The organism is Alteribacter salitolerans, assembly GCF_016901055.1.
In the GTDB taxonomy this organism is placed as follows: domain Bacteria; phylum Bacillota; class Bacilli; order Bacillales; family Salisediminibacteriaceae; genus Alteribacter; species Alteribacter keqinensis.
This window is the reverse complement of sequence record NZ_JAFEUX010000004.1, coordinates 124,819-150,088: the sequence shown is the minus strand read 5'-3', so window position 1 is coordinate 150,088 and position 25,270 is coordinate 124,819. Positions and strand designations below refer to the sequence as shown.

27 protein-coding genes are annotated in these 25,270 nt (G+C 43.9%); 26 read left to right on the top strand and 1 reads right to left on the bottom strand.

Annotation, left to right across the window (positions count from 1 at the left end):
- Positions 1–154: 154 nt before the first annotated feature.
- The 24 genes from JSY36_RS09330 (at position 155) to JSY36_RS09215 (ending at position 22,936) form a co-directional block, all read left to right on the top strand.
- Positions 155–1,486, top strand: coding sequence for a PhoH family protein (locus tag JSY36_RS09330; protein WP_205166176.1), 1,332 nt, complete (start codon positions 155–157; stop codon positions 1,484–1,486).
- A 518-nt stretch (positions 1,487–2,004) separates the two neighbouring features.
- Positions 2,005–2,979 (top strand): 1,2-phenylacetyl-CoA epoxidase subunit PaaA, encoded by a 975-nt coding sequence (gene paaA / locus JSY36_RS09325; RefSeq protein WP_236784702.1) that lies wholly within the window; start codon positions 2,005–2,007, stop codon positions 2,977–2,979.
- Positions 2,980–3,303, top strand: a complete 324-nt coding sequence (gene paaB, locus JSY36_RS09320) for a 1,2-phenylacetyl-CoA epoxidase subunit PaaB (protein WP_205166175.1) — start codon at positions 2,980–2,982, stop codon at positions 3,301–3,303.
- Between the two features lie 12 nt (positions 3,304–3,315).
- Positions 3,316–4,137, top strand: coding sequence for a 1,2-phenylacetyl-CoA epoxidase subunit PaaC (gene paaC, locus JSY36_RS09315; protein ID WP_122897286.1), 822 nt, complete (start codon positions 3,316–3,318; stop codon positions 4,135–4,137).
- A gap of 83 nt (positions 4,138–4,220) precedes the next feature.
- Complete coding sequence (gene paaD / locus JSY36_RS09310) at positions 4,221–4,718, top strand: 1,2-phenylacetyl-CoA epoxidase subunit PaaD (protein WP_249414027.1); 498 nt, start codon at positions 4,221–4,223, stop codon at positions 4,716–4,718.
- Positions 4,719–4,747: 29 nt separating this feature from the next.
- Positions 4,748–5,059, top strand: coding sequence for an EthD family reductase (locus JSY36_RS09305; RefSeq protein ID WP_122897284.1), 312 nt, complete (start codon positions 4,748–4,750; stop codon positions 5,057–5,059).
- On the top strand, positions 5,049–5,825 hold the full coding sequence (locus tag JSY36_RS09300; protein WP_205166174.1) for an enoyl-CoA hydratase-related protein: 777 nt from the start codon (positions 5,049–5,051) through the stop codon (positions 5,823–5,825). The genes JSY36_RS09305 and JSY36_RS09300 overlap by 11 nt, the downstream gene beginning before the upstream one ends.
- Before the next feature lie 15 nt (positions 5,826–5,840).
- A complete protein-coding gene (locus JSY36_RS09295) occupies positions 5,841–6,614 on the top strand; it encodes an enoyl-CoA hydratase-related protein (protein WP_205166173.1) in 774 nt (257 codons plus the stop codon).
- 20 nt (positions 6,615–6,634) lie between these two features.
- Positions 6,635–8,152: an aldehyde dehydrogenase family protein gene (locus tag JSY36_RS09290; protein WP_205166172.1), complete on the top strand. Its 1,518-nt coding sequence runs from the start codon at positions 6,635–6,637 to the stop codon at positions 8,150–8,152.
- A 30-nt stretch (positions 8,153–8,182) separates the two neighbouring features.
- Complete coding sequence (locus JSY36_RS09285; RefSeq protein WP_205166171.1) at positions 8,183–8,575, top strand: hypothetical protein; 393 nt, start codon at positions 8,183–8,185, stop codon at positions 8,573–8,575.
- Positions 8,576–8,605: 30 nt separating this feature from the next.
- Positions 8,606–9,478 carry a 3-hydroxyacyl-CoA dehydrogenase gene (locus JSY36_RS09280; RefSeq protein ID WP_205166170.1) on the top strand — a complete coding sequence of 291 codons (873 nt, stop codon included), beginning with the start codon at positions 8,606–8,608 and terminating at the stop codon, positions 9,476–9,478.
- A complete protein-coding gene (locus JSY36_RS09275) occupies positions 9,475–10,674 on the top strand; it encodes a thiolase family protein (RefSeq protein WP_205166169.1) in 1,200 nt (399 codons plus the stop codon). Before JSY36_RS09280 ends, JSY36_RS09275 begins: the two co-directional genes overlap by 4 nt.
- Positions 10,675–10,802: 128 nt before the next feature.
- Complete coding sequence (paaX, locus tag JSY36_RS09270; RefSeq protein WP_205166427.1) at positions 10,803–11,681, top strand: phenylacetic acid degradation operon negative regulatory protein PaaX; 879 nt, start codon at positions 10,803–10,805, stop codon at positions 11,679–11,681.
- Positions 11,682–11,773: 92 nt separating this feature from the next.
- Positions 11,774–12,331, top strand: coding sequence for a methyltransferase (locus tag JSY36_RS20835; RefSeq protein WP_205166168.1), 558 nt, complete (start codon positions 11,774–11,776; stop codon positions 12,329–12,331).
- A gap of 238 nt (positions 12,332–12,569) precedes the next feature.
- Complete coding sequence (locus JSY36_RS09260; RefSeq protein WP_205166167.1) at positions 12,570–14,075, top strand: phytoene desaturase family protein; 1,506 nt, start codon at positions 12,570–12,572, stop codon at positions 14,073–14,075.
- 277 nt (positions 14,076–14,352) lie between these two features.
- Positions 14,353–16,047 (top strand): histidine kinase, encoded by a 1,695-nt coding sequence (locus JSY36_RS20830; RefSeq protein WP_205166166.1) that lies wholly within the window; start codon positions 14,353–14,355, stop codon positions 16,045–16,047.
- Complete coding sequence (locus JSY36_RS09250) at positions 16,048–17,181, top strand: response regulator (protein WP_205166165.1); 1,134 nt, start codon at positions 16,048–16,050, stop codon at positions 17,179–17,181.
- Positions 17,182–17,271: 90 nt separating this feature from the next.
- The gene (locus JSY36_RS09245) at positions 17,272–18,513 is read left to right on the top strand and encodes an ABC transporter substrate-binding protein (protein WP_205166164.1); all 1,242 of its coding nucleotides are present in this window, start codon (positions 17,272–17,274) and stop codon (positions 18,511–18,513) included.
- A gap of 65 nt (positions 18,514–18,578) precedes the next feature.
- Positions 18,579–19,460: a carbohydrate ABC transporter permease gene (locus JSY36_RS09240; protein WP_205166163.1), complete on the top strand. Its 882-nt coding sequence runs from the start codon at positions 18,579–18,581 to the stop codon at positions 19,458–19,460.
- Positions 19,461–20,285, top strand: a complete 825-nt coding sequence (locus JSY36_RS09235; RefSeq protein WP_205166162.1) for a carbohydrate ABC transporter permease — start codon at positions 19,461–19,463, stop codon at positions 20,283–20,285.
- A 37-nt stretch (positions 20,286–20,322) separates the two neighbouring features.
- Positions 20,323–21,495, top strand: a complete 1,173-nt coding sequence (locus JSY36_RS09230; RefSeq protein ID WP_205166161.1) for a glycoside hydrolase family 32 protein — start codon at positions 20,323–20,325, stop codon at positions 21,493–21,495.
- Positions 21,496–21,568: 73 nt separating this feature from the next.
- Positions 21,569–21,775 carry a hypothetical protein gene (locus tag JSY36_RS09225; RefSeq protein WP_205166160.1) on the top strand — a complete coding sequence of 69 codons (207 nt, stop codon included), beginning with the start codon at positions 21,569–21,571 and terminating at the stop codon, positions 21,773–21,775.
- A 374-nt stretch (positions 21,776–22,149) separates the two neighbouring features.
- Complete coding sequence (locus JSY36_RS09220) at positions 22,150–22,749, top strand: hypothetical protein (protein WP_205166159.1); 600 nt, start codon at positions 22,150–22,152, stop codon at positions 22,747–22,749.
- Positions 22,750–22,771: 22 nt separating this feature from the next.
- Positions 22,772–22,936 carry a hypothetical protein gene (locus tag JSY36_RS09215; RefSeq protein ID WP_205166158.1) on the top strand — a complete coding sequence of 55 codons (165 nt, stop codon included), beginning with the start codon at positions 22,772–22,774 and terminating at the stop codon, positions 22,934–22,936.
- Positions 22,937–23,001: 65 nt separating this feature from the next.
- Here JSY36_RS09215 and JSY36_RS09210 read toward each other — a convergent pair whose 3' ends face one another.
- Positions 23,002–23,517 (bottom strand): gamma carbonic anhydrase family protein, encoded by a 516-nt coding sequence (locus tag JSY36_RS09210; RefSeq protein WP_205166157.1) that lies wholly within the window; start codon positions 23,515–23,517, stop codon positions 23,002–23,004.
- Positions 23,518–23,581: 64 nt separating this feature from the next.
- Here JSY36_RS09210 and JSY36_RS09205 point away from each other — a divergent pair, with 64 nt between their 5' ends.
- Positions 23,582–24,529 carry an NAD(P)H-dependent flavin oxidoreductase gene (locus JSY36_RS09205; protein ID WP_205166156.1) on the top strand — a complete coding sequence of 316 codons (948 nt, stop codon included), beginning with the start codon at positions 23,582–23,584 and terminating at the stop codon, positions 24,527–24,529.
- A 312-nt stretch (positions 24,530–24,841) separates the two neighbouring features.
- Positions 24,842–25,246 (top strand): thioesterase family protein, encoded by a 405-nt coding sequence (locus tag JSY36_RS09200; protein WP_205166155.1) that lies wholly within the window; start codon positions 24,842–24,844, stop codon positions 25,244–25,246.
- Positions 25,247–25,270 lie beyond the last annotated feature (24 nt).

Genomic DNA, 25,270 nt, shown 5'->3' with positions numbered 1-25,270 from the left:
TTCAAAAGGTGTTTTACCTATTGTTTGTTTTAGCGTCTATCTTTATTCTCTTTCACATACATTAGGAGTAAAGGAAAGGCTGAAAAGTAGAAGAGACCGCTTTATTATTTCCGGCTGATGTTCTGCATTCCAATTGAAACCAGGAGGCGAGAAGTTGAAAAACATTTACGTCCTCGATACAAATGTCCTGCTTCAAGATCCGCTTGCGATTTATTCCTTTCACGAACATGATATCGTCATCCCCGCCGTTGTGCTGGAGGAAGTCGATTCAAAGAAACGATATATGGATGAAATAGGAAGGAATGCTCGTCAGGTTGCGAGACTGCTTGATGAATTCAGAGAAAAAGGAAAGCTGCACCTTGGTGTGAGTCTGCCGAGCGGGGGAACACTCACCGTCGAACTTAACCACCGTTCGTTTGAGAAAATGAAACAGACCTTTCTGGAAATGACCAATGATAACCGAATCCTGGCTGTGGCGCTGAATATTAAAATAGAAGAAGAAGAAAAGAAAACCGGCGGCAGAAAAGTTGTCCTTGTGAGTAAAGACGCGCTGATGCGGGTAAAGGCTGATGCTCTGGGGCTTCCTACAGAAGACTTCCTGAGCGACCGTGTTGTTCAGTTTGACCGGATGTATAAAGGATACGAAGAAAAGTATCTTGCACCGAAAAAGATGGATGAGCTGTTTGAGAAACGTAAGCTCGGAAAGAAGGACTTTACACGGACAATTACCCAGCCCCATCAGTTTTTTATCTTCCGTGACGAATCTGCTCCTTCCCGTTCCGCCCTTGGAAAAATGGACAAAGATAATGATTATGTGGAACTGTTTATTGCAAATGAGGATCCGATCTGGGGAATCCGAGCTCGAAACGTGCAGCAGCGAATGGCGCTGGACCTTTTAACCCGGGATGACATCCCGCTCGTGACGCTTGCAGGGAAAGCGGGTACCGGGAAAACACTCCTCTCTCTGGCAGCGGGACTGTACCAGACTGAGGACCTGCAGAAGTACAAAAAGCTGCTAGTAGCCCGCCCGGTTGTTCCCGTGGGGAAAGACATCGGTTATCTGCCGGGGGAAAAAGAAGAAAAGCTCCGGCCGTGGATGCAGCCAATCTATGATAACCTTGAGTATCTCTTCAATGCGAAGAAGCCTGGAGAATTGGACAAAATTCTTGCAGGCATGGGATCTCTTCAGGTTGAGGCTCTTACGTATATCCGGGGACGCAGTATTCCGGACCAGTTTATCATTATCGATGAAGCCCAGAATCTGACGAAGCATGAGGTGAAGACCATTCTTACCCGTGTCGGCGAAGGAAGTAAGATTGTGCTCATGGGTGACCCGAAACAAATTGACCATCCGTATCTTGATGAATATACCAACGGATTGACGTATGTAGCTGAGCGGTTGAAATCCCAGGGACAGACGGCTCACGTGAAGCTGGAAAAAGGCGAGCGGTCCGGCCTTGCCCAGATGGCAGCGGATTTGTTGTAGAAGCGCGGGGCATGGAGCCCCGCTTTTTTTAGTGAGGCAGCCCCATTAAAGGGTCGTTTTTTCCTTTTAAGAGAAACTTTTTTTAGTGAGGAGGAGAGGCGGGGCGGAAGCGGTGTCGCATAATGACGAATTCTCTTTAAGTGGTGTCGAAGTCTCCATAAATGTCTGATAGTTCTGCATAAACAAGCCCAAGTTCTCTATAAATCCACTAAAGTCCTGCATAAAACACAAATAGTTCTCCATAAAAACTTCCACATCCTTATTACGAACGCTTCTCTGCTTTTTCAATCACCTGAATCAGCCCCCTGACTACCCAACCCGTTAAATAATAACCCCAACCCGTTAATAATTGAAAGAAATCCGTCAATCAGCTCGAATCGCCCCGCAAGATGTCCCGAAACATCCTTAATATCAATAAAATCACCCTCCCGGTTAAGAATTTTCAAATAATTATTGCATTATTTATTACACAAATATATAATGACGTTAAATAAACGTTATATAAAGGAGGAGCCGGCATGGTGTTGAAATTGATGACGACAGACCTCTCTTACGAGGAAAAGTACCAGCGGTTCATGGAAAGAATTGAAGCTGGAGAGCGGATTGAAGCAGATGACTGGATGCCAGACGATTATAGAGAAGCACTTATCAGACTGATCAGTATGCATGCAGTGAGCGAAATTATGGGAGCGCTTCCAGAAAAGGAGTGGGTTCCTAAAGCACCGACACTGCACCGCAAACTCGCCATCATGGCAAAAGTTCAGGACGAGATGGGCCACGGCCAGCTTCTTCTGCGTGTTGCGGAAGATCTGATGAAGCCACTTGGACGAAATCGTGAAGATATTTTAAAGGACCTGTTCAGCGGCCGTCTCAAATTCCACAATGTGTTTCATATGAAGGCACCGACGTGGGGTGATGCTGGGATTATTGCCTGGCTTGTCGACGGAGCAGCAATTATTACCCAGAGCATGTCGTTAAACAGCTCATACGGACCATATGCAAGAGCGCTCCAGCGTATCTGTGCAGAAGAAGTGTTCCATGCCCAGCACGGGGAAAGCATCATTCTGGCACTCGCAGAAGGTTCTGAAGAGCAGCGTGCCATGATTCAAAAATCCCTTGATGACTGGTGGCCTGCACTTCTCATGTTCTTCGGGCCGCGCTCGAAGGAAAACGTCGGGAAGTCACACGTAAACAAAAACATTAAATACAAAATCCGTACGAAAACGAATGAAGACCTCCGTCAGGAATTTTTTAATAAGTACGTTCCGAGAATCAAATCAATCGGCCTCAAGATTCCCGATGAAACAATGCATTATGATGAAGAAAAAGGCGAGTGGATCTACGAACAGCCTGACTGGGAAGAATTCAAAAAAATCGTTACCGGTCATGGGCCGATGTCAAAAGAACGCCTTGATCTTCGCACTGCGTCCTATGAAAATACAGCGTGGGTCCGTGATGCCCTTGCAAACCCGGCAGTGAAGGAGGCGCACTAAATGAGCAATGAATTTTACGAAGAATACGAAGTGTTCAGCAAGCGAAATCAGATGGCTCCTTTTCAGCACCAGTTCAGCCTTCTTGCCCCGAATAAGGAGATGGCCATGGTCATGGCGAAGGAAAACTTCCTCAGAAGAGAGCCGTGCGTAAACATCTGGGTCGTAAAGCGCAGTGATATCTCAAGCCTTGGTGAAGAGGAACGCCAAGTGCTGACCCGCCTTGATAATAAGAGCTACCGTGAAACAAAAGGATACGGCTATTTAAAGAAAAAATGGCGTGAGTACGAGCAGGAACAATTTACAGAAAAGAATCTTCTCAAATAGGAGGTGGAAGCGTTGATTTTTGAAACGAAAGAAGAACTCAAACAACATACGAAAGCATATGAAGCGGCCAAAGCCCTTCTTTACCAGCTTGCCGATGATGACTTCATGATTGCATACCGCGGTTCCGAATGGCTCGGTCTTGCCCCGCACATAGAAGAAGACGTAGCTTTCTCTTCCATAAGTCAGGATACAATGGGCCACGCTGTTATGTATTATCAGCTCCTTGAAGAACTGGGGGAGGGAAAAGCAGACGATATCAGTCATCTCCGTAACCCTGTGGAATACCGGAACGCGATCATTCTGGAAGAAAAGAACGGAACAGGAACGTACCTGGAGAAGCCTGATTACGACTGGGCGTTCGCAGTTGTACGCAACCTTTTCTACGATTATGCCAAAACGATCCGCCTTCAAAGCCTGAAAGACTCTTCCTACAAGCCCCTCGCCCACATTGCACGCCGGGTGATCGGAGAAGAATATTATCACCTGATGCACTGGGAGCTGTGGTTTAAGCAGCTAATGCAATCCACTCCGGAAGCGAGACAGCGGATGGAAGCGGCGATTGAGCGGGTATGGGATGAATTTGATGGTGTGCTGACCCTCGGACCTGAAGGTGAAGCCATGAATGAGTACAGCCTCATTTCAAGTGAACAGAATCTTAGAGACCGATGGGTGGAGAAAGTACAGCATATTCTTAGCGAAGTTGACTACAAGATTGAGCGGAAGCCGGGAATGAAAAGCGGAAACGGCCGGATGGGCGAACATACAGAAGATCTTAACCAGGCTTTATCCATCCTTTCAGAAGTGTACAGGACAGATCCGGTCACAAGCTGGTAATAGTGAGTGCAGTCACCAGCGCGAGAAGCGAATGGCACTGAGGCAAAAGCCTGACATCTGTAAAAATGAGAGGGGGAAGTAAGGTGGTCATTGAACGCGCACAACTGGTTGAAGAAATTAGGGCAGTGCTTCAGGAAGTGAAAGACCCTGAAATCCCCTCGATCAGCATCGTTGAGCTGGGGATGCTCGATACAGTGGAAGTGGAAGGAACGAAAGCTCGTATTCAGGCAAAACCGACCTTTGTCGGCTGCCCGGCTCTTGATATTATTAAAAAGAATATTGTAAACGCTGTCATTGGATTAGAAGGGATCGACGAGGTGGAAGTGAAATATGTATATGACCCTCCCTGGACGACGGATTCCATCTCTGAAGGAGGAAAAGAAAAGCTGAAAGTATACGGCATTGCGCCTCCTCCGTCAGAACATACGCCTGGTGAGCCGTGGCATATTGACTGCCCCTATTGCGGATCGACCTATACGACGATGGAAAACATCTTCGGTCCGACAGCATGCAGAAGTATTTTGTACTGCCGGAGCTGCAAGAATCCTTTTGAAGCCATGAAGCCGGTTGCAAATATATAAAACTACTAAAATCTGAAAGGGTGTTTAACATGGTAAAACTAATCGCACTTTACAAGAATCCGGAAAACAAAGAGGAATTTGATGAGCACTACTTTAACACACACGCACCAATTACAGAGAAGATCCCGGGTCTGAGAAAAATGGAAGTAACAAAAATCGTTGGCTCACCGATGGGCGGTGAAAGTGACTATCACCTTCTTTGCGAAATGTACTACGACGATCATGAGTCACTAAGAAAAGCGATGAAAACCGATGAAGCTAAAGCAAGCGGGAAAGACCTTATGGGATTTGCCGGCAGTCTTGTGACTATGATGATCGGTGAAGAAGTCGATGAGTCTTAAAGAGACGATCAGGCATTGGACGGAAGGCCCGGTTGGCGTCATTCAGCTCTACCGTCCGGACGTCTACAATGCATTGAATCGGAAAATGGTCGATGAGGTCGTTGAGCAGCTGTTTGTGTATGACCGGGATGACACGATTCGCGTCATTGTGCTCACAGGCTCTGACCGTGCTTTTGCAGCAGGTGCAGACATTGAAGAAATGGCCAATGATGATGCGGTCAGTCTTGAGCTTCTCAATCAATTTGCCCAGTGGGACCGGATGGCGTATGTGAAAAAACCGGTCATAGGGGCTGTAAGCGGTTTTGTATTCGGGGGCGGCTTTGAGCTTGCGTTGAATTGCGATCTCCTTTTTGCCTCCGAGACTGTCGATTTCCGCTTTCCGGAAGTAAACCTCGCAGTGATGCCGGGTGCAGGGGGAACACAGCGGCTCACAAAAGCAATGGGGAAAACAAAAGCGCTTGAATACCTTTGGACAGGGGATACGATTCCGGCAAAAGAAGCACTGGCGTGCGGGCTTGTGAACCGTCTAATCGCACCGGAACTGGTGATGGAAGAGACGATGAAGTTTGCAAAACGCCTCGCCGAGCAGCCGCCGCTGGCAGTAAGGCTCATTAAGGAGGCCGCTAACAAAGCCGTGGATCAGCCATTGCAAGAAGGTATGGAACTGGAACGGAAAAACTTCTATCTGCTGTTCTCGTCACTTGACCAGAAGGAAGGCATGCAGGCGTTTTTGGAGAAGCGGAAACCTCGATTTACAGGGAAGTAGAGAGGAGAATGAAGGATGTTCGAAACCATTCTTTATCAGGTTGAAAACAATGTTGCCTGGGTCACAATGAACCGTCCGGACAAGCTCAATGCCTTTACTGAACAAATGAACAAAGAGATTATCAAAGCTTTAAAGTCAGCTGGAAAAGACACTGAAGTGAGAGCGGTCGTACTTACAGGGAAAGGCAGAGCCTTTTGTGCCGGGGAAGATCTGGCTGGTGTAAACGAAGACACCGATCACGCTGAATTTTTACGAAAACGCTATAACCCGATGATTCGTGAACTGGCCTCACTGGAAAAACCGGTCATCGCTGCCGTTAACGGTGTTGCTGCAGGTGCAGGGATGAGTCTTGCTCTGGCTTCTGATTTCCGTCTGGCTTCAGAAAAAGCTGCGTTCGTTGAAGCGTTTATTCATATCGGCCTCGTACCTGACTCCGGTACTCTTTACTACCTGCCGAGGCTTGTAGGCCATGCAAAAGCCATGGAGCTTGCCGTGTTTGGTGAAAAGGTGCCGGCAGAGAAGGCAAAAGAGCTTGGGCTCGTAAATGACGTGTATTCCGAGGAAGAATTTCAGGCAGGTGTAAAAGCGTACGCCGAACGCCTAGCCCATATGCCTACGAAGGCGATAGGGTTAATCAAACGATACTTATATAAAAGCTGGGACCATGATCTCGCTGACATGCTCGAATACGAGGCTTATGCCCAGCGCACTGCCGGTAAGTCCGACGACCACCGGGAAGGAATGAAAGCCTTTTTTGATAAAAGGCAGCCAAGTTATTCAGGAAAATAACCTACTGGAGGGATAATGAAATGAAAAGCGTAGAAGAGAAAAAGCTTGATAACGAAGTCATGAAGCGTGATCTTTATAAGATGGTAATCAACGGCGAATCCGTGGACAGTCTCAGCGGAGAAACGTTTGTCACATACAATCCGGCAACGGGTAAGCCGCTGGCTGAGATTGCAAAAGCAGGCGTGGAAGATGTGGACCGTGCAGTAGAAGCTGCCCGAAACGCGTTTGATCACGGAAAGTGGAAGCGTTATCCGGTTGGGAAACGTGCACGTGTCATGAACAAAATTGCGTCTATTATGCGCTCCCGATTCAATGAACTCGTTGAACTTGAAGTACTGAACAGCGGTAAAAGTGTAGGTGCTGCCCAGGGTCAGGTTATGCAGTCAATCGAAGACTTTGAATTCTATGCAGGTGCTATTGTAGGTCATACAGGTTCTGTAAACAACGTTCCAGGCGGATTTTTCAACTACACACAGAAAGAGCCGGTAGGTGTTGCGGCACAGATCATTCCGTGGAACTACCCAATGATGATGGCCGCATGGAAAATCGCTCCTGCGATTGCGGTTGGCTGTTCAGTTGTACTAAAGCCTGCAAGCCTTACACCTGTCACGGCCATTGTTCTTACTGAAATCTGCCACGAAGCCGGCGTTCCTGAAGGTGTCGTTAACGTTGTAACAGGACCGGGATCGACTGTCGGATCTGCACTTACAGAGCACAAAGGCGTGGACAAAGTAGCTTTTACCGGTGAAACCGGTACCGGGAAAGACATTATGGCAAAAGCGTCTGAAACACTAAAGCGCGTGACTCTTGAACTTGGAGGGAAGTCACCAAACCTCGTGTTTGATGATGCAGACATCGATGCAGCAGTAGACGGTTCACTGTTTGGAATCTTCTACAACACAGGTCAGTCGTGTGAAGCACGCTCCCGTCTGTTTATCCATGAAAATGTGTATGACGAGTTCATGGAAAAGTTCGTAGCTAAAACGAAGCAGCTTAAGCTTGGCGATCCGATGGACAAAGGGACTCACCTCGGCTCTATCGTTAATCAGAAGCAGGTTGATGTCATTGACGGCTATGTGAAACAGGCAGTGGCAGATGGTGCGACTGTAATTACAGGAGGAGAGCAAATCCATCCTGAAGGATTTGAGGATGGATACTGGTATGCACCAACAGTCATTACTGATGTAACAAATGACATGACAATTGCTCAGGAAGAGATTTTTGGTCCGGTTGTGGTTGTGATGACATTTAAGGATGAGAAAGAAGCGCTCAAGCTTGCCAACGATACTGAGTTCGGCCTCGGGTCTGCAGTATGGACGAAAGACAACGGCCGTGCAAACCGTGTAGCCAGCGGTATCCAGGCTGGTATTGTCATGGTCAACTGTCCGTTCTCAGCATTCCCTGGTACACCGTTTGGAGGGTATAAGCAGAGCGGATTCGGACGTGAGCTGTGTGTGGAAACCCTCGACCTTTATACAGAAACAAAAAGTGTGCTTTCCTACGTTGGAAACCGGCCGTTAAACCCGTTCGGACTGTAGGATAGAAGATGAAGAGGTTGATCCGGAAGTTTGGATTTTACCTTATGTGTCACCCTCGAAGCAATGAGCGGAGCCGCAGCTAAAGAGCCCGGCATCTGCCGGGCGAGCAGCGTGCGGAGCCATTGCCAGTTTGAAATACCTGTGTTTTCACCTGAACCATCCTTTTGCGAGGGCGTTGACAAGCGCGCCTCGCCTTTTTTTCAAAACGGAAAGATTGAGAAAGGAATGCAGCCGGTGTGTATTGCTTTCCCCGGTGGTGCTTCGGGTATCAGGGGAGATTTATCAACCCTTACTGTGAGTTTATCAACCTTTAATTGGGATTTATCGACCTTTAACGCGAGTTTATCGACCCTTAATCAGGATATATCGATCCTTAAGTACAATATATCGACCGTTCGACAAAATCCGCCCTCATTTGCATAAATCTAAGGAATTTTATAGGAGGTTACATAGATGAACATCAACAACATTGCCGTAATCGGTTCCGGTGTGATGGGCAGAGGTATTGCCTATGTAAGTGCCGTTGGAGGATATAAAACAACACTCGTGGATATTAACTCTGAGGCTCTTGAAGGAGCCCGCCGTGATATTGACGGGATCTTCCGGAAAGGCGTGGAACGCAACAAAATCTCTGAAACTGAGGCATCAGACGCAAATGATCGACTTCTTTACAGTTCCAGCATGGAAGAAGCCGTGATGCAGGCTGATCTCGTAATCGAAGCGGTTCCGGAGAAGCTCGAGATTAAACAGCAGGTCTTTGAGACTCTGGAGGAGCATGCACGGGAGCATTGTTTTTTTGCCACCAACACTTCCACAATGAGCCCTACAGAGATTGGTTCATTTACGAATCGCCCGGAAAAAACCATTGCCATGCACTTTTTTAACCCTGTACAGAAAATGCCGCTGGTTGAAATTATCCGCGGTCTTGAAACGAGCGATGAGACAGTTAAATTGGCTAAGACTGTCGCTGAACGGATGGGAAAAGAAACGGTTGTTGTAAATGAATTTCCGGGATTTGTAACAAGCAGAATCAGTGCACTTGTGGGGAACGAAGCGTTTTACATGTTGCAGGAAGGTGTCGGAACGCCGGAGGAAATCGACCGTGCGATTAAACTTGGTCTGAATTATCCGATGGGGCCATTTGAACTCGGGGACCTGGTGGGCCTTGATGCCCGTCTGAACAACCTCACCTATCTTCATGAAACCCTTGGGGAAAAGTACCGGCCATGCCCTCTTCTTGTGAAGTATGTGAAGGCGGGGCGTCTTGGGAAAAAGACCGGTAAAGGTGTGTACGACTATTCGGAACAAAGGGATGTGGTCAGATGAAGAGCGTCGTCATAGTAGATGCAGTCCGGACCCCGATAGGAAAATACAAAGGGGCGTTAAAATCGGTTCGCCCCGATGACCTGGGAGCAGTTGTCATTAAAGCCCTGGTTGAGCGAAACAGAAGTGTTCCGGCTGATCAGATTGAGGAAGTGGTTTTCGGCAATGCCAATGGGGCAGGAGAAGACAACCGTAACGTGGCACGGATGAGTGCCCTCCTGGCGGGCCTGCCGGTAGAAACAGCAGGAACAACGATCAACCGTCTTTGCGGCTCAGGTCTTGATGCAGTCAACTATGCTGCGAGAGCAATTATGGCAGGAGAAGGAGACATCTTTATTGCCGGGGGAACAGAAAGCATGACCCGTGCGCCCTTTGTGATGGCTAAACCCGAAAGTGATTTCCCCAGAGGGGATCTTGGCATGCATGATACAACGATCGGCTGGCGTTTTGTAAACGACAGGATGAAAGAAATGTATGGAACGGATTCGATGCCACAGACAGCCGACAACGTGGCAGAGAGATTCAACGTGCTAAGGGAAGACCAGGACCAGTTTGCGTATAACAGCCAGATGAAGGCGAAAGCAGCTATGGAAGCAGATCGGTTCGCAGATGAGATTGTGCCTGTGGAGTATAAAGACCGTAAAGGAAATACGGTTACCGTCGATAAAGATGAACATCCAAGACCCGAAGTAACACTTGAAAAAATGAGGAAGCTTCGTCCGTTATTTGAGAATGGGACGGTAACGGCAGGGAATGCTTCCGGTGTTAACGACGGCGCGTCTGCACTTCTTCTAATGAGCAGGGAAAAAGCAGGGGAGCTCGGAGTGGAGATCCTGGGTGAATACGTAACGTCGGCTGTAGCTGGTCTTGAACCGTCGATTATGGGCGTCGGACCCATTTATTCTACCCGTAAAGCGTTAGACAGAGCAGGGCTAACTGTTCAGGATTTAGGACTCGTTGAGTTGAATGAAGCCTTTGCAGCGCAATCCCTTGAGTGCATGAGACAGCTTGAGCTGGATGATGAAATTGTGAATGTGAACGGAGGGGCCATTGCGTTCGGACACCCGCTTGGGGCAAGCGGAGCCCGGATACTGACTACGCTTTTGCACGAAATGAAGAGGCGGGAGGCCGATTACGGTCTTGCAACGATGTGTGTAGGGGTTGGACAGGGGATCAGTACAATTGTGAAACGGCCATAAGCCTTACGAATTTTTCTAGGGTCGTTAAATTTACATTGCATCCATTATTCGCTATAATATGCGGATAATCAGCTTTTTCCGACACAGGGGGAGTATGAAGAGAGAAGGTTATTGCAATGGAAGAGAATATGAATACACGATCAATGATATTTACCCTTTACGGGGATTATATCCGGCATTACGGAAACGAAATATGGATTGGCAGCCTGATTTCACTGCTGAAGGAGTTCGGGCATAACGAGCAGTCCATCCGTGCCGCTATATCGAGAATGAGCAAACAGGGGTGGGTTCAGTCCCGGAAAGAAGGAAACAAAAGCTACTATTTCCTTACTGAGCGCGGTGTTAACCGGATTGAGGAAGCAGCGGACCGTATTTTTAAGCTTAAAAATGAAAGCTGGGACGGGAAATGGCGGATGCTTATGTATACGATCCCGGAAACGAAGCGCAATATTCGTGATGAGTTAAGAAAAGAACTCGTGTGGAGCGGGTTTGGTACGCTTTCCAACAGCTGCTGGATTTCACCCAACCCTCTGGACAAGCAGGTGGACGACCTGATTAAGAAATACGATATCTCCAGCTATGTGCACTTTTTTGTTTCTGACTATAAAGGACCCAGGGACCATCATCAGGTAATTGAGGAATGCTGGAACCTGAGTGATATCAATGATCGCTATCAGGCATTTATATCAACGTACAGTGAAAAGTACATTATTGATAAAAACAAGATTGCAAAAGGGGAAATTACAGACGGGGAATGCTTTGTTGAGCGGACGAAACTCGTCCATGAGTACAGAAAATTCCTCTTCGTGGATCCGGGCCTTCCTGAAGAGCTCCTTCCAAAGAAATGGCTCGGTGAATACGCAGCCTCGTTATTTGCGGACTATTACAAAGCCCTCGCTGAGCCGGCAAGCCGTTTTTTTGAATCGGTATTCCGTGAAGGTAACGAACTGACCCGCAGAAACAAGGAATACAATGCTTTTTCCCATCCGCTGATGGTGAACGATTAAATAAAATACGACAAACTTCTACGAAGGAATCCTCATTCGCGTTATCGAATACGTTGAGGATTCCTTTTTAAATGAAACAAAGGAGGGCGGGTGTGATCTTAGACATTGCATTTTTTGTTATAACAGCAATCTGGCTGTTGGAGTTTGTCTTCTTCCGGGACCGTAAGCCATCAGGCAGTACAAAAAGGGAAAAACGCTCCTTTTACTGGATTGTAGCGGCTCTGGTCTTTACCATTGGGGCCTCTGTTATGAGCAGGGAAGGGTCTTTCCTCGTCTTTCCCGAAACAACCGGAATGCACTTGTCCGGCCTTGTTGTTTACGCACTGGGTGTGGCTCTGAGGTACTGGGGGATTCTGGAGCTCGGCAAAATGTTTTCAAGAGATGTAGCCGTTGAATCAAGTGTGGACTTAGTCAGTTCAGGCCCGTACCGTAAGCTCAGGCACCCTTTGTATACAGCCATTTTTCTTTGTGTGGCAGGGATTGCTCTGTTTATGGGCAGCATCATTGGTCTTCTGTCCATTGCGGTAACGGTCGTTCCCGCACTTCTATTTCGCATGATTATTGAGGAGCGTATGCTTGCCGGTGAACTCGGAAACGGATATAAATCCTGGTGCCAGAAGCGCTACCGGTTTATTCCTTATCTTTATTAACTGCTTTTTTAAATGTTTTGCTATTAAGATATTTTCATCATTAATGATAGAGATGTAAATGCAGCGGAAAGCGCAGGACATGAGGGCTACCTCTTACCTCTTTTTTACTTCTCCTTAACTTGAAGCCTATGGAGGGAACCACCTCCGAACAATCCGCGAAAAAAGAGAGTAGTGAGAGGAAATGAACACTTAAATTTAACCCAGCTTATTAAAATTGAAGTTCGAGGGGGAATCAGTGATGGGACAACGGCGTGCAGTAGTTATTGGTGGAGGTTTGGGAGGTCTGTCCTGTGCGGTCAGGCTTGCAGCAGACGGGCATGACGTGACCGTACTTGAAAAGAATGAGCGTGCCGGAGGAAAGCTGAACCAGCGTTCAGGACAGGGATTTACATTTGATACAGGCCCTTCGATTCTGACAATGCCATGGGTACTGGAGAGACTGTTCAAAAGTGCAGGAAAGGACATTTCCGACTACATGACGATTACCCGGATCGAACCGGGCTGGCGTTCCTTTTTTGAAGATGGCACAACAGTAGACATGGTGGCAGATATACCTCAGATGCTACATGAATTACGGTCGGTAAATCCTGATGATGCCAAAAAATACTTCGATTATTTACAATACGCTCAGGATTTATATGAGCTGTGCAGGAAGAGTTTTTACAAGGAGAGCATCTCCGGTTTGTCTGAATTAAGACAGCTTCATTCCTTAAAGGAGCTTCTTGGTTTTGATCCGATGCGAACGGTTGCAGATGGTACAAGCAGGTATTTTAAAGACAAGCGCCTTCAGCAGATGTTCAATTTCCTTGTGATGTATGTAGGCTCATCACCGTATCACGCACCTGCTGTTCTTTCCCAGCTTGCCTACGTACAGCTTGGAATCGGGGTTCATTACGTGGAAGGCGGGATGTACAATATTGCGCGGGGAATGCTTAGGCTCCTGGAAGAGCAGGGAGTGGAAGTGCGTACAGAGGCTGAAGTGACCGGCATTCAGACAGAAGACGGAATAGCAACAGGTGTTGAGCTTGCGGACGGGGAAGTTGTGCAGGGAGATGTGATTGTTTCAAACCTGGAAGCAATCCCGGCTTACCGAAACCTGACACATTCGCCAGAAGCGGTAAATAAATCCTATGAACTCGAGAAGTCGTTTATCCCGTCTGTATCCGGTCACGTCCTACTCCTTGGTGTAAATAAGAAGTTTCCGAAGCTGGCACATCATAACTTCTTTTTTGCCAATGACATGGAGCAGGAGTTTAGACAGATCTATGATCAGGGAGTACCTGCTGATGATCCGACAGTATATGTGGGCATATCATCAAAGTCAGATTCGAGCCAGGCGCCTGAAGGAAAAGAGAATCTGTTTGTCCTCACTCATGTCCCTGCTCTTAAAGATGGGGAGTCATGGGAAAAGTACAGAGAAGCGTACCGTGAAAAGGTCATTGCCAAACTTGAGCGGCAGGGCCTTACCGGCTTAAGAGAAGCGGTTGAATTTGAATACCAGTTCATCCCCGATGATTTAAGAGACCTTTACGGGCCGAACGGCGGTTCCATCTACGGAATTGCTGCAGATAAGAAAAAGAACGGCGGCTTTAAAATTCCGAGCCAGAGTGAACTCTATGAAAACCTCTACTTTGTTGGCGGCTCCACCCACCCTGGCGGCGGGGTACCCATGGTGGCCCTGAGCGGGCAGCTTACTGCTGACCTGATTAAAAAGAATCTTTCTAAGGTTAATGTAAATCAATAAACAAATATGATTATCCCCTTTGCTCAGAATAACCAGACGTAAGGAACACATGTTTTGTATAATTTGAAACAAACTTACGTGCTTTAGGGGAGACTCTTTATTGCCACCTGAACTACCAATTTTATACTAAGTTATGATTAAGTCCTCTTTGAACATCAAAGGGGACTTAATTTTTCTTCTTAATTATGATATGAGATGTAGTTTAAGATAATCAATTTAAAACTATGTTAGAATTGTAAGAAAATTGCTTCAGCTATGTAGCAAAAGGAGTTTGAAAGTGAGCATAAGAAAAAGATTCTATCTGTTATTTATTCTTACAATAGTAGTTCCTCTCGTTCTTATAGGCTGGATCTCTTATGAGTTTTCAACCAATATCTATAGAGATCAAATTAGTAGCCATATGCTGGATACTTTGGATGCCATTGATTTAAATGTTAACGCTACATTGAGTGAAGTTGAATCATTCACTGAATATATAGCAACATCCCCATCCGTGTACAACTATTTGACTACTGAAGAATGGCCATCCACATTAGATAGGATAAACAATGAAAGTACCATTTCACGACTAGTGTTTAATAACCAAAATACATTCGATTTTTTTATTCTAAGCAAAAATAATGACCCTCTATATTTTCTGGCTGCTCCAGAAGAACGATTTCAAGACCTGGAGGGGTCTGTTTTCTTTGAAGAAGTAACGAAAAGACGAGGGGGGCCATATTGGATTGGACCAGCGAGTGATGACTTAATTGAAGAGAACAGTACCTTCTTCACCGTTGGAAGAAGTATTATTGATCCCCGAACGTTAGAAGAATTAGGTCATTTTGTTTTATTGGTAAAGCCCGAGATATTAAATCAAACAACAACATTAGGTAGTAACAGTGATAGTGAGTGGTTGATAATCAATGAAGAGGGTCGAGTCATTCACCAAAGTGCCCCTGATAAGTTAACTGGTCCTGTTGATACAAGATCTCTCATTGATACAGAAGGCATTTATACGGATAGTGACGGGCGAGAATTTCTTTATGCACAAGAATCAACATTTCAGGATTGGACACTGGTTTCCATGAAAAGTATGGAGAGTGTGAACAATATTTTAATTCCAGTACGTTTATTTACAATTGGCATCATTGTTGCGTTATTTTTATTACTCGTATTGTTTCACCGTATGTTTTCGGAAAGGTTAATCCTATTTATTAATACCTTCAACAAAGGGATGACAGAAGCAGCTGGTGGAGACCTGAATGTACGTATGGAGGATTATAAAGAACAAGAGTTTACTACACTTACCACAAGTTTCAATGATATGGTTAGCCAGTTAAGAGATATGATAAAGAAAGTAGAAGAGGAACAAAACAAAAAACAGGCTGCTGAATTTAAGGTTCTTCAGCATCAAATTAACCCTCATTTTTTATATAACACATTAGAGTCTGTTAATGCTTTGGCAAGTTTACAAAAAACTAAGGAAGTTCAACACCTAGTTACAAACCTGGGTAAGCTTCTTAGAATTAGCTTAAAAGGGCCTTATGAAATCCAATTGCAAGAAGAGATAAAGCACGTCTGCAGTTATTTGGAGATTCAGAAGATCAGACACATGAATCGGTTTGATTATGACGTTGAGGTTGATCAAGGTGTGCAGAACAACAGCGTTTTGAAACTCATTCTACAGCCGATTGTGGAAAACAGTATTGAACATGGTAAGAAACACAAGACGTTTAACCATATTTCAATTCAGGCTAAAAGAAAGGAAAATAGGATCGTCATTCATGTTACTGACAATGGGCCTGGCTTCACTGAAGACATATTACTTCAGTTGAATAATCGCCATGAATCATCTTTCACTGGACTTGGACTATTAAATGTACACGATCGAATTCGAATGTATTACTCAGGCAATAGCGGACTCGTAATTTGCAGTACCAAAGGTCAAACGACCATTCAGATCACTATTCCTATAAAAGGAGAGGGTTAAGTGTTTAAGGTAATGCTTGTTGATGATGAGGAATTAATCATGGAGAGTTTAAAAACCACATTACCTTGGAAGTCTCTTAATTGCTATGTAACAGGGACGGCAACTTCAGGTGTGGAAGCATTAGAGCTTTATGAAGAACTAAAACCAGACATTATTGTTACTGATATTAAGATGCCAGATATGAGTGGCATTGAATTTTTAAAACGAATATCTTCGAAGCGATCGACAGATGAAGTCATTGTACTAAGTGGTTTCGACGAGTTTGAATATGTTCGTGATGCTCTTCACTTTAAAGCATTTCAATACTTGTTAAAACCAATAGATCGGGATGAATTTTTTACTGTAATTAAAAAAGCAATAACTGAAATTGAAGCTAAGGTTAAAATTCAGAAATCTACCCTTAAGCAATTGGCATTAGATTTAATATTTCAAGAAGATATTAAAGATATAAATCTTGTGACTGAATATCCAAGTTATACCCTCATGATAACGGATAAAGATAAAATTGGAACGATTGAAGAAATACATACAAAAGATGAATTTGTATATATTTATCCTCTTGGGAATGAACAGAAAATATATGTAAGTGGTGGACTGTCATCACGTGAAAAGATAGAAAACATTGCAATGACATACCTTGAGGATAAACTGGTCTCCACGGTTGCAATTGGGCCAACCGTTAATGAATTAAAGGAGATCACTCAGTCTTATGAATGTGCTATTCACTATTTAAGCAAAAAAGAGTTTATAGATAAGCCATTGATAACTGAAGGTATTTTCAAAGAATATCAAAAGAATGAAAGTGAAACGGTAAATGCACTTCGAGAGGCCAAGAAGTATGTCGAAACCCACTACGATCAGCCTTTAACCATTGAAGTCGTTGCTAATCGGTTTGGGTTTAATGGTAGTTATTTAAGTACGTTGTATAAGAAGGTTCACAAAATAACGTTTTCTGAACACCTTAAAACCGTTCGTATTAATCAAGCCTGCAGGCTTTTAGCTGAAACTAATAAGCCAGCTTATGAGATAGCAAATTTAGTAGGATATGAAGACCAAAGATACTTTAGTCAGGTATTCAAAAAAGTATTGCATGTAACCCCGAGTGAGTATAGAAGGAAGTATTCAAATTCATAAAATCAAATAATATTAAACATTAAACAAATGATTACCTCCTTATGAAAGCGTTTTCCAGAAAGTATGATAGTACCAAGGAGGAGATAACAAATGAGAAAGAGTTTTTCGTTATTATCGGTTATGGGCGCAGCCCTTATTTTAGCTGCTTGTAACAATACTGAATCACCAACAGAAGGTGCGGAAAGTGCCACTACAATTGAATTTTTCCAGGTGAAAGCGGAAGCAGTTAATACTTTTGACACGTTAATTGATCAATTTGAAGAAGAAAATCCAGGTATTAAGGTAGAGCAAAATACTGTTCCAGACGGGATGACTGTTTTAACAACACGTTTTTCGACAGGCGATGTCCCAGATATTTTTATTACTTATCCTGTTGAGCAAGACTATGTATTACGAGCAAACAACGATTACCTGTTGGATATCACGGATGAGGACTTTATAGAAAAGATTAATCCAGAAATTCAAGATAGATACCTTGTAGATGACAGAATGTATGGTGCCGCCTTATCTCTGAATGCCAATGGAGTATTGTATAATAAAACTATTTTTGATGACCACAATTTAGAGGTTCCAGAAACATGGGACGGACTTATTGAAGTAATGGAAGAGTTGGATGCAAATGATGTTACCCCAGTCATTATGGGTAACCAGAATGTTGACCAGACATCAATTTTTAATCTGAACTTTATTGCTCAACAATTCGATGAAGATTATTGGGAGCGCTTCAATAATGGTGAAGAAAATGTAGTTGGCAGCTCTGAGTGGGAAGAAGCGTCTGAGAAGATGTTAGAAGCTCTACAGTATGCTCAAAGAGATCATATGGGAACAGACTATGATCAAGGTAACGACTTATTTGCCAATGGTCAAGGAGCTATGTACTTTATGGGTGCTTGGATACTGCCAACTCTAAGAGACATGAATGATAATTTTGATGAAGAGTTTGGTTACTTTCCATTCCCTCAAACGAATAACCCAGAGGAAAACGTTACAATTTCAGGGGTAGACGTAGGATTATCTATTGCAGCGGACACAGATCATCCTGAAGAAACGTTAAAGTTTGTTGAGTTTTTAATTGATGAGGCCCAACAATTCGCTGATATGGATGGATCTTTTAGTGCAGTGGAAGGTGTGGAGGTCAATGACGAAATCTTACAAGGACTCCTTCCACATGTAGAGAACGACCAAATTACAAACTGGCCAAATCATTATTGGGCAGGTGGAACTGCGGCGGAAGCGGACTTCCGTGGCCATACTCAAAACTTCTTTAATCATCAAGACATAGATCAGTACTTGGAAGACTTAGACAACATGTTTGAAAGCTATCGAAATTAACGTAAACACGCCCTCTCATGATCGGTAGTGAGAGGGCTTTTACTTAACACCTGGAGGTAAAAATAATGAAGAACAGCGCTTATACAAGCTTAAAAAAGGGGTACCTTCTTCTATTAATCCCAGGACTGGTTTTACTCATGTTATTTTATGTCTATCCAGTACTCAGTGCGATCTATATGAGTTTAACGAATTGGGATGGCGTGAGTAGGACGAGGGATTTCATAGGAATTAGCAATTACATCACGATCCTTCAAGATAATCGATTTTTAAATGCATTAATGTTTACTGTGAAATATGCATTTGTTTCCACTGTACTTTCCAACGTAATCGCGTTAGCATTTGCAATGGCATTGGTCAAGAAGATTAAATTTCGTAACACATTTCGAGCTATCTTTTTCGTGCCGGCAGTTTTAAGTCTCTTAATTATAGGGTATATCTGGAAGCAAATTTATTACCGTGTCATTCCTTATTTAGGTGATCGGTTAAATATTGAAGCACTTCAAATGAATATGCTTGGTAATCAAGATACTGTGTTTTGGGCATTGGTCGTAGTTACTGTATGGCAAGGAGCGGCTATCTTAATTGTTATCTACATGGCTGGTCTTCAAACAATACCTGAAGATATCTATGAATCTGCAGCCATTGACGGAGCAAGTGGGCTAAGAAAGTTCTTTAAAATCACCTTACCGTTGATTGTTCCTTCAATTACAATATGCCTTATTTTGGCGATGAAGCAGCATCTGATGGTCTATGACTACATTGTAGCCTTGACGGGAGGCGGGCCTGGATTTGCGACTGAATCAGTCACACTACTCATCTATAACCTGGGCTTTTTAAATAACCGTTTTGGTTATGGGTCTGCAGTCGCCATCGTATTATTCATTTTCATCATCGTTGTTTCCGTTATTCAGATCAGTATTTTAAGAAAAAGAGAGGTGCAGTTGTAAATGTCATCCAATACCTTACGTAAGATAGGGCTATATCTGTTCATTGGAGTTGGTGCGCTTTTCATTCTGTTCCCTCTTTATTTAACAATCGTAACGGCATTTAAGACACCTGAAGAATCATCCAGATCCTTCTTTACTTTACCGAGCAGTTTAAACTTTGGTAACTTTATACAGGCAGCAGAAATGTCAAACTACTTTGGCGCATTTTTGAACTCTTTTTTCATCACGAGTATTTCTGTTGTCTTAATCATATTTTTGGGTTCGATCGCTGCTTTTGCAATCGCTAGAAATCAAGACCAAATGTTTTATCGTATTATGTACTACTTTTTTGTAAGTGGATTGTTTGTTCCCTTTCAAGTTATGATGCTGCCACTCGTCCAACAACTTAGCACATTTGGATTGTTGAACAAATGGGGTCTGATTATTCTGTATGCAACATATGGACTTTTCCAATGTGTCTTTCTCTACGTAGCATATTTTAAATCCATACCTAGAGAAATTGAAGATGCAGCTTTAATTGACGGGTGTGGTGTGTTTCGGATGTATTGGTATATTATTTTCCCAATGCTTAAGCCAATGACTGTGACACTCTTAGTACTAAACATTATTTGGATTTGGAACGATTTCTTAATGCCATTAGTCATTTTACAACGATCAAGTGATTGGACTTTACCTCTGATGCAGTACGTATTTGAATCACAGTATGCAGCTAACTACAATTTAGCTTTTGCATCTTACTTAATGGTTCTGTTGCCAGTAATCATTATTTACCTATTCTTGCAACGTCATATCATTGGTGGCGTTTCTGACGGAGCAGTCAAGTAACGGGAGGACAGTAAATTGAATACTAGGACATACTCAATTGAACAAGCAAATCACTTTATTAAAGAAAAATGAAAATGAGGTCAAGAATACTAAATATCGTCTTGGGTATCATATCGCAGCTCCAATAGGGGGGATTAACGATCCTAACGGTTTAGTGTTTTTCAGAGGGGAGTATCACGTTTTTTATCAATATTACCCTTATGAAGCTGAATGGGGACCCATGCACTGGGGGCATGCAAAGAGCAAAGACCTTATTAACTGGGTGGCACTGCCTGTAGCCCTGGCTCCTGAGTTTGATTACGAAAAAGGTGGATGCTTTTCAGGAAGTGCTGCTGTGTTTCAAGATAAACTGTACTTGATCTATACAGGGCATAATGAGGAAAAAAATCCTAAAGAAGTACAGTGTATAGCTGTTTCTGAGGACGGAATTCATTTTGTGATGGGAGAAGGCTGTCTCTCCGAGAATACCAAGATTATAGATAGAAAGGGAAAATCACACATGGAATATTGTGTGATTTTTGTTTACATATGTTTACATATAATGGTAAAATTAAATAAAGAAGGGTTTTATTACCAAATGACAGCCTATCGTAAGAGAATGTTTCGCGGGGCAAAAATAGAAGACTGTATTTTGGACTTTTCTAAGATGGCCCGGACAACAGCAAGGGATAAACAGCAGGGAGATGCAGATGAAGCATTGTTTAATGCGGGAATGAACGCAGCTTTTACGTTTGTAGTAAACCGTCTTGCAAGGGAATTTGATTATAAAAGAGGAGATGAAGCTTTGATTTACGAATTGAAAAATATTAAAACGATGTTTTTGAAAAAAGCTGAAGAAGCGATGAAACAAAGCAGGGAAAGTGTTGGTCTCCAGGCCGATAATGCTTTTTATGACCAGATCCCTGAAGAAGCAAAAGCAGAGATAAACAATATCCCCCAGGAATTTCAGCAAGGCATGTTTGAGGGGATTGCCATGAGCTATGAAGGAACAGTAAAAGATCTTGGAATTTTAATTGAAAGTGACGGCGAAAAGACGCCGGAGACAATCAAGGAACTTATCAAAGCTCTCGAGGGGTCTGCAAAATCAAACAGAAAAAAAGGAGGAGGGGAGGGTCAAACATACCGCGACGGTCTTTATCAGGGCCTTGTTGCAGGCTTTGAGATAGCTGCTTATGAAATAAAAGAAACGTTTCAAGGAACTCTTTCTTAGTAATAAGCAGAAGAATTCGAATGCCATAGCACCGATTGTTCCCGTAATCAATCATAAAGAAGGATGTGATCAGGTGGACTTTATCAGCTGGTATGACTGGATTACTCCGACCAATCCTCTGGCAGCACTGTTTTTCGGAATTTTAGGTACGGTAGTTGTCAGTGTTCTGATCTGGCTTGAGATGAGAGATACGAAGATAATACTCATCACCTTGGCTGCAGGAGTTACCGTTTCCATAGCAGGTGTTTCATTTTTACACCTATTGGGGGTATACGGATAAATAAAGGTGGCAGGGGCTGTATATACAGGGACTGGCACCTTTAACTGCATTTACGGGTATAAAAGCTGGCGAACCGAAAAATATGTGGAACGAGGATGGTGGTGGGTGCAAACAAGAAGCAGATGAACGCTTTCAATGTTTAACAGCCGGGGTTCTCAGTATACCTTGTAATAGAAATTATTAACTCATTCATTGATAGTCATTCGATACTAACTGACAATTTCTTTAATAGTTATGACTGAATTATGAGTCCTGTTACTTGAATTAAAAAAATTTCCTTTTTTGTTTATTTTCCAGGTGAAATTTTGTAAGATACGGATAGGTTTGCTCAGAAAGGAAGGGTTCAGGATAAAAAAAAGTGGTTAGGGATATCAATGGCAGCGGTGCTCGCACTCGTCGCCTGCGGAAGCGGTGAGGAAGAAGTTGCTGTAAACGAAACGGATGATCAGACAGAAGAGAGTATGACTTCAGAAGATGACAAGCCCGGGAGCAGTGAGGGATCAGATGAGGCGTCAGCTGAAGCTTCTGAAGAAGATGATACTCAACCTGAAGAAAGCGAAGAATCCACCATTGGATCAGATGGTGAAGAGGCATCCGGAGAAAACGAAGAGGATAATGGATTTGAACGTTTTGAATATGAAGGTGCCTACCCTGGAATCGGAATTGCTGTGGAATCCAGTGAAGAAGATTTAGAGAATGATATGATTAAATTCATTGAAGTTATTGAGGGTGAAAACGGCCATGAATATACCTTTAATTTGGAAAACGTGGGCAAATCATTGGAGAATAATGTTAATGTAAACTATCACTATGAGAGATTTGCAGAAGTTGTGGCCAAGGCTCACCGTGATTTACAGCGGCTTGAGCTGGAAACAGATGAGTGGGATTTTGCACGTCAGGAGTATCTAAAAGCGATCGAGTCACACAGGGACGCAGCTGAAAAACTGGAGCCGCACGCACCTCGACGATATTGAAAATGAACAGCATGACGGGGCTGTGGTTGATGATTTTTATGAAGACTTGTCCGAGGGCAACCACTACTATTCTATGTTTTCTGTTCAAATGGTTAAAATCGCAGAAGAAACGAATCTTATCGATGTAAACGAAATGCACGACGTTGAAGATATGATTGCCGAGCATCTGGATGAGGACAAGCTGTAATATACAGATTAAAAAAAGGTCAGTTCCAATGGTATTATTCTTTTGGAACTGACCTCTTTGTTAATTCAGCGTACAAGCTGTTCCTTAAATTCCTTGCCCTTCTGGTAATATGTATCAATGGTCAGACGGATAAGAGCAAAATCATCAGCTGTTAACTCCCGTACGACTTTTCCCGGAGAGCCGATAACCAGTGAACGGGGAGGGATTTTTTTGCCTGAAGGGATGAAGGTGTTGGCCCCGATGAGTGACCATTCACCGATCTCCGTACCGTCCAGAATCGTTGCACCCATCCCGATAAGCGATCCTTTTCTTACTGTACATCCGTGGAGGATGACATTATGTCCAATCGATACTTCGTCTTCTAAAATAAGAGGAAACTCATCATACAGGTGAAGTGTGGAGTTGTCCTGGATATTGCATCGTTCACCGATACGAATAGGTGCCTCGTCCCCCCGGAGGACGGCATTAAACCAGACACTCGATCCTTTCCCGATCGTTACATCACCAATAACTTGAGATCCGGGGGCCAGGAATACACTTTCATCAATTTGCGGTGTTTTGTTATTATACGGATAAATCATAGGAACGCCTCCTGTTTTTATGATAAGCTGAGTATAACATTTTTTTAACGAGGGGAGAAAAAATATGAATAGACTTACAGATTTATTACATATCGACTGCCCGATTATCCAGGGGGGAATGGGGAACATCAGTCACGCAGAGCTTACAGCGGCTATTTCGGAAGCGGGGGGACTTGGAACGTTCGGCGTTGGTACATTCTCAACAGATCACGTGAGAACGGAGCTTGCAAGAATGAAAGAACTGACGGACCGTCCGTTTTGCGTAAATATTCCGATCCGCGTACAGCCCGATGTGAAAGAGATGCTCAGACTTATCCTGGATTTCAACGTCCCGGCAGTTTCATTATCGGCGGGCAATCCCAAGCCCCTCGTTCCCGTTTTGAAAGAAGCTGGCGTTACAGTGATGGTTGTGACTGCTTCTGTTAAGCAGGCGGTTAAAGCAGCAGAAGCAGGTGCTGATGTTGTTATTGCAGAAGGATACGAAGCTGCCGGAATCAACTCCAATGATGAAACGACAACGATGACACTTATTCCGCAAATCGCTGATGCTGTGAGTGTGCCCGTAGTGGCTGCCGGAGGCATTGGTGACGGGAGAGGTCTAGCTGCAGCCCTTTGCCTCGGAGCAGAAGGTGTCCAGATGGGTACGCGGTTTATTGCAACGAAAGAGGCTCTTGTACACGAGGCTTATAAGAAGAAGCTTCTGGAGTCCACTGATGTGGATACAATCATCGTAGGCCGCTCAGTGGGTAAAATACGACGGCTCGTTAAAACGCCCTATGCATCACTTCTGGCTGAAGTTGAAAAAGAAGGGACGACTCTGGAGGAGTTTGATACAATAGCCGATGAAGCAAGCCATATCCGCGGAGCGTTGGAAGGGAAGCTTGCAAAAGGGCATATCAACGGCGGTCAGATTGCAGGTCTTATACGTGATGTCCCAACAGTTAAAGAGCTTCTCAACCTGATGATGGCACAATACAGAACCGTAATAGAAGGGATTAATCAGAATTTATAAAGATAACGCTCCTTTTTAACATCCTGCTCCGGGTATGTTGAGGGAGGCGGATTGCCTGGAGAGCACCAGCACTAGCGAAGAAAGCGAAGGGTATGCGGGATTTATCTTCGAACAAACAAGACGAAATCATAAGTTAAAATCCGGCTGAGGACAGAAATGTTCTCAGTTTTTTTGTTTCTGGATTCTTTTGAGAAATTATTCTGATTTTTTATCCCGCGATTCTGAAAATTGTGAAATGTAATTGACGTTTTTATAACGCGGTGTTATTCTAACGTTATAGAATCGTCATTTCCGTGTAAAGGAGGTTAAGCGATGAAACCTGGTATGAAAGCAGGGCAGGAGGCGGCAATCGATGTGGTTGTCACGCCTGAAATGTATGCGCAATTTGAGGGGAACGTTGTTCATCCGGCCTATTCAACAGTGACGATGGTCTATCATATGGAATGGGCAGCGAGACAGATCATTCTGCCATACATTGAAGCGCACGAGGAAGGAATCGGGGCTGAAGTGAAAGTAAGACATTTATCGCCTACACCTGCAGGAGAGCAACTCACTGTCAAAGCAACACTCACGGAACTGGTCAAAAATAAAATCGTTTGTGAGCTTGAAGTGAAGCATGGCGACACCTTTGCAGGAAAAGGTGAAGTTACACAGTTTATTTTACCGAAAAAAGACCTGAGGGAGAAAATCGAGCAGGCGAAAACCAAGTCTGTCTGATTATGAAAGCGCTTACTTACTTTG

Excerpts from the sequence above, each read along its gene's own strand:
- JSY36_RS09245 (WP_205166164.1), top strand. The coding sequence starts at position 17,272 with ATGAGAAAGAGTTTTTCGTTATTATCGGTTATGGGCGCAGCCCTTATT.
- JSY36_RS09235 (WP_205166162.1), top strand. The coding sequence starts at position 19,461 with ATGTCATCCAATACCTTACGTAAGATAGGGCTATATCTGTTCATTGGA.
- JSY36_RS09240 (WP_205166163.1), top strand. The coding sequence starts at position 18,579 with ATGAAGAACAGCGCTTATACAAGCTTAAAAAAGGGGTACCTTCTTCTA.
- JSY36_RS09220 (WP_205166159.1), top strand. The coding sequence starts at position 22,150 with ATGGCAGCGGTGCTCGCACTCGTCGCCTGCGGAAGCGGTGAGGAAGAA.
- JSY36_RS09295 (WP_205166173.1), top strand. The coding sequence starts at position 5,841 with ATGTTCGAAACCATTCTTTATCAGGTTGAAAACAATGTTGCCTGGGTC.
- JSY36_RS09260 (WP_205166167.1), top strand. The coding sequence starts at position 12,570 with ATGGGACAACGGCGTGCAGTAGTTATTGGTGGAGGTTTGGGAGGTCTG.
- paaA (WP_236784702.1), top strand. The coding sequence starts at position 2,005 with ATGGTGTTGAAATTGATGACGACAGACCTCTCTTACGAGGAAAAGTAC.
- JSY36_RS09290 (WP_205166172.1), top strand. The coding sequence starts at position 6,635 with ATGAAAAGCGTAGAAGAGAAAAAGCTTGATAACGAAGTCATGAAGCGT.
- JSY36_RS09280 (WP_205166170.1), top strand. The coding sequence starts at position 8,606 with ATGAACATCAACAACATTGCCGTAATCGGTTCCGGTGTGATGGGCAGA.
- JSY36_RS09300 (WP_205166174.1), top strand. The coding sequence starts at position 5,049 with ATGAGTCTTAAAGAGACGATCAGGCATTGGACGGAAGGCCCGGTTGGC.
- JSY36_RS09305 (WP_122897284.1), top strand. The coding sequence starts at position 4,748 with ATGGTAAAACTAATCGCACTTTACAAGAATCCGGAAAACAAAGAGGAA.
- JSY36_RS09205 (WP_205166156.1), top strand. The coding sequence starts at position 23,582 with ATGAATAGACTTACAGATTTATTACATATCGACTGCCCGATTATCCAG.
- paaB (WP_205166175.1), top strand. The coding sequence starts at position 2,980 with ATGAGCAATGAATTTTACGAAGAATACGAAGTGTTCAGCAAGCGAAAT.
- JSY36_RS09210 (WP_205166157.1), bottom strand. The coding sequence starts at position 23,517 with ATGATTTATCCGTATAATAACAAAACACCGCAAATTGATGAAAGTGTA.
- JSY36_RS09200 (WP_205166155.1), top strand. The coding sequence starts at position 24,842 with ATGAAACCTGGTATGAAAGCAGGGCAGGAGGCGGCAATCGATGTGGTT.
- paaX (WP_205166427.1), top strand. The coding sequence starts at position 10,803 with ATGAATACACGATCAATGATATTTACCCTTTACGGGGATTATATCCGG.
- JSY36_RS09275 (WP_205166169.1), top strand. The coding sequence starts at position 9,475 with ATGAAGAGCGTCGTCATAGTAGATGCAGTCCGGACCCCGATAGGAAAA.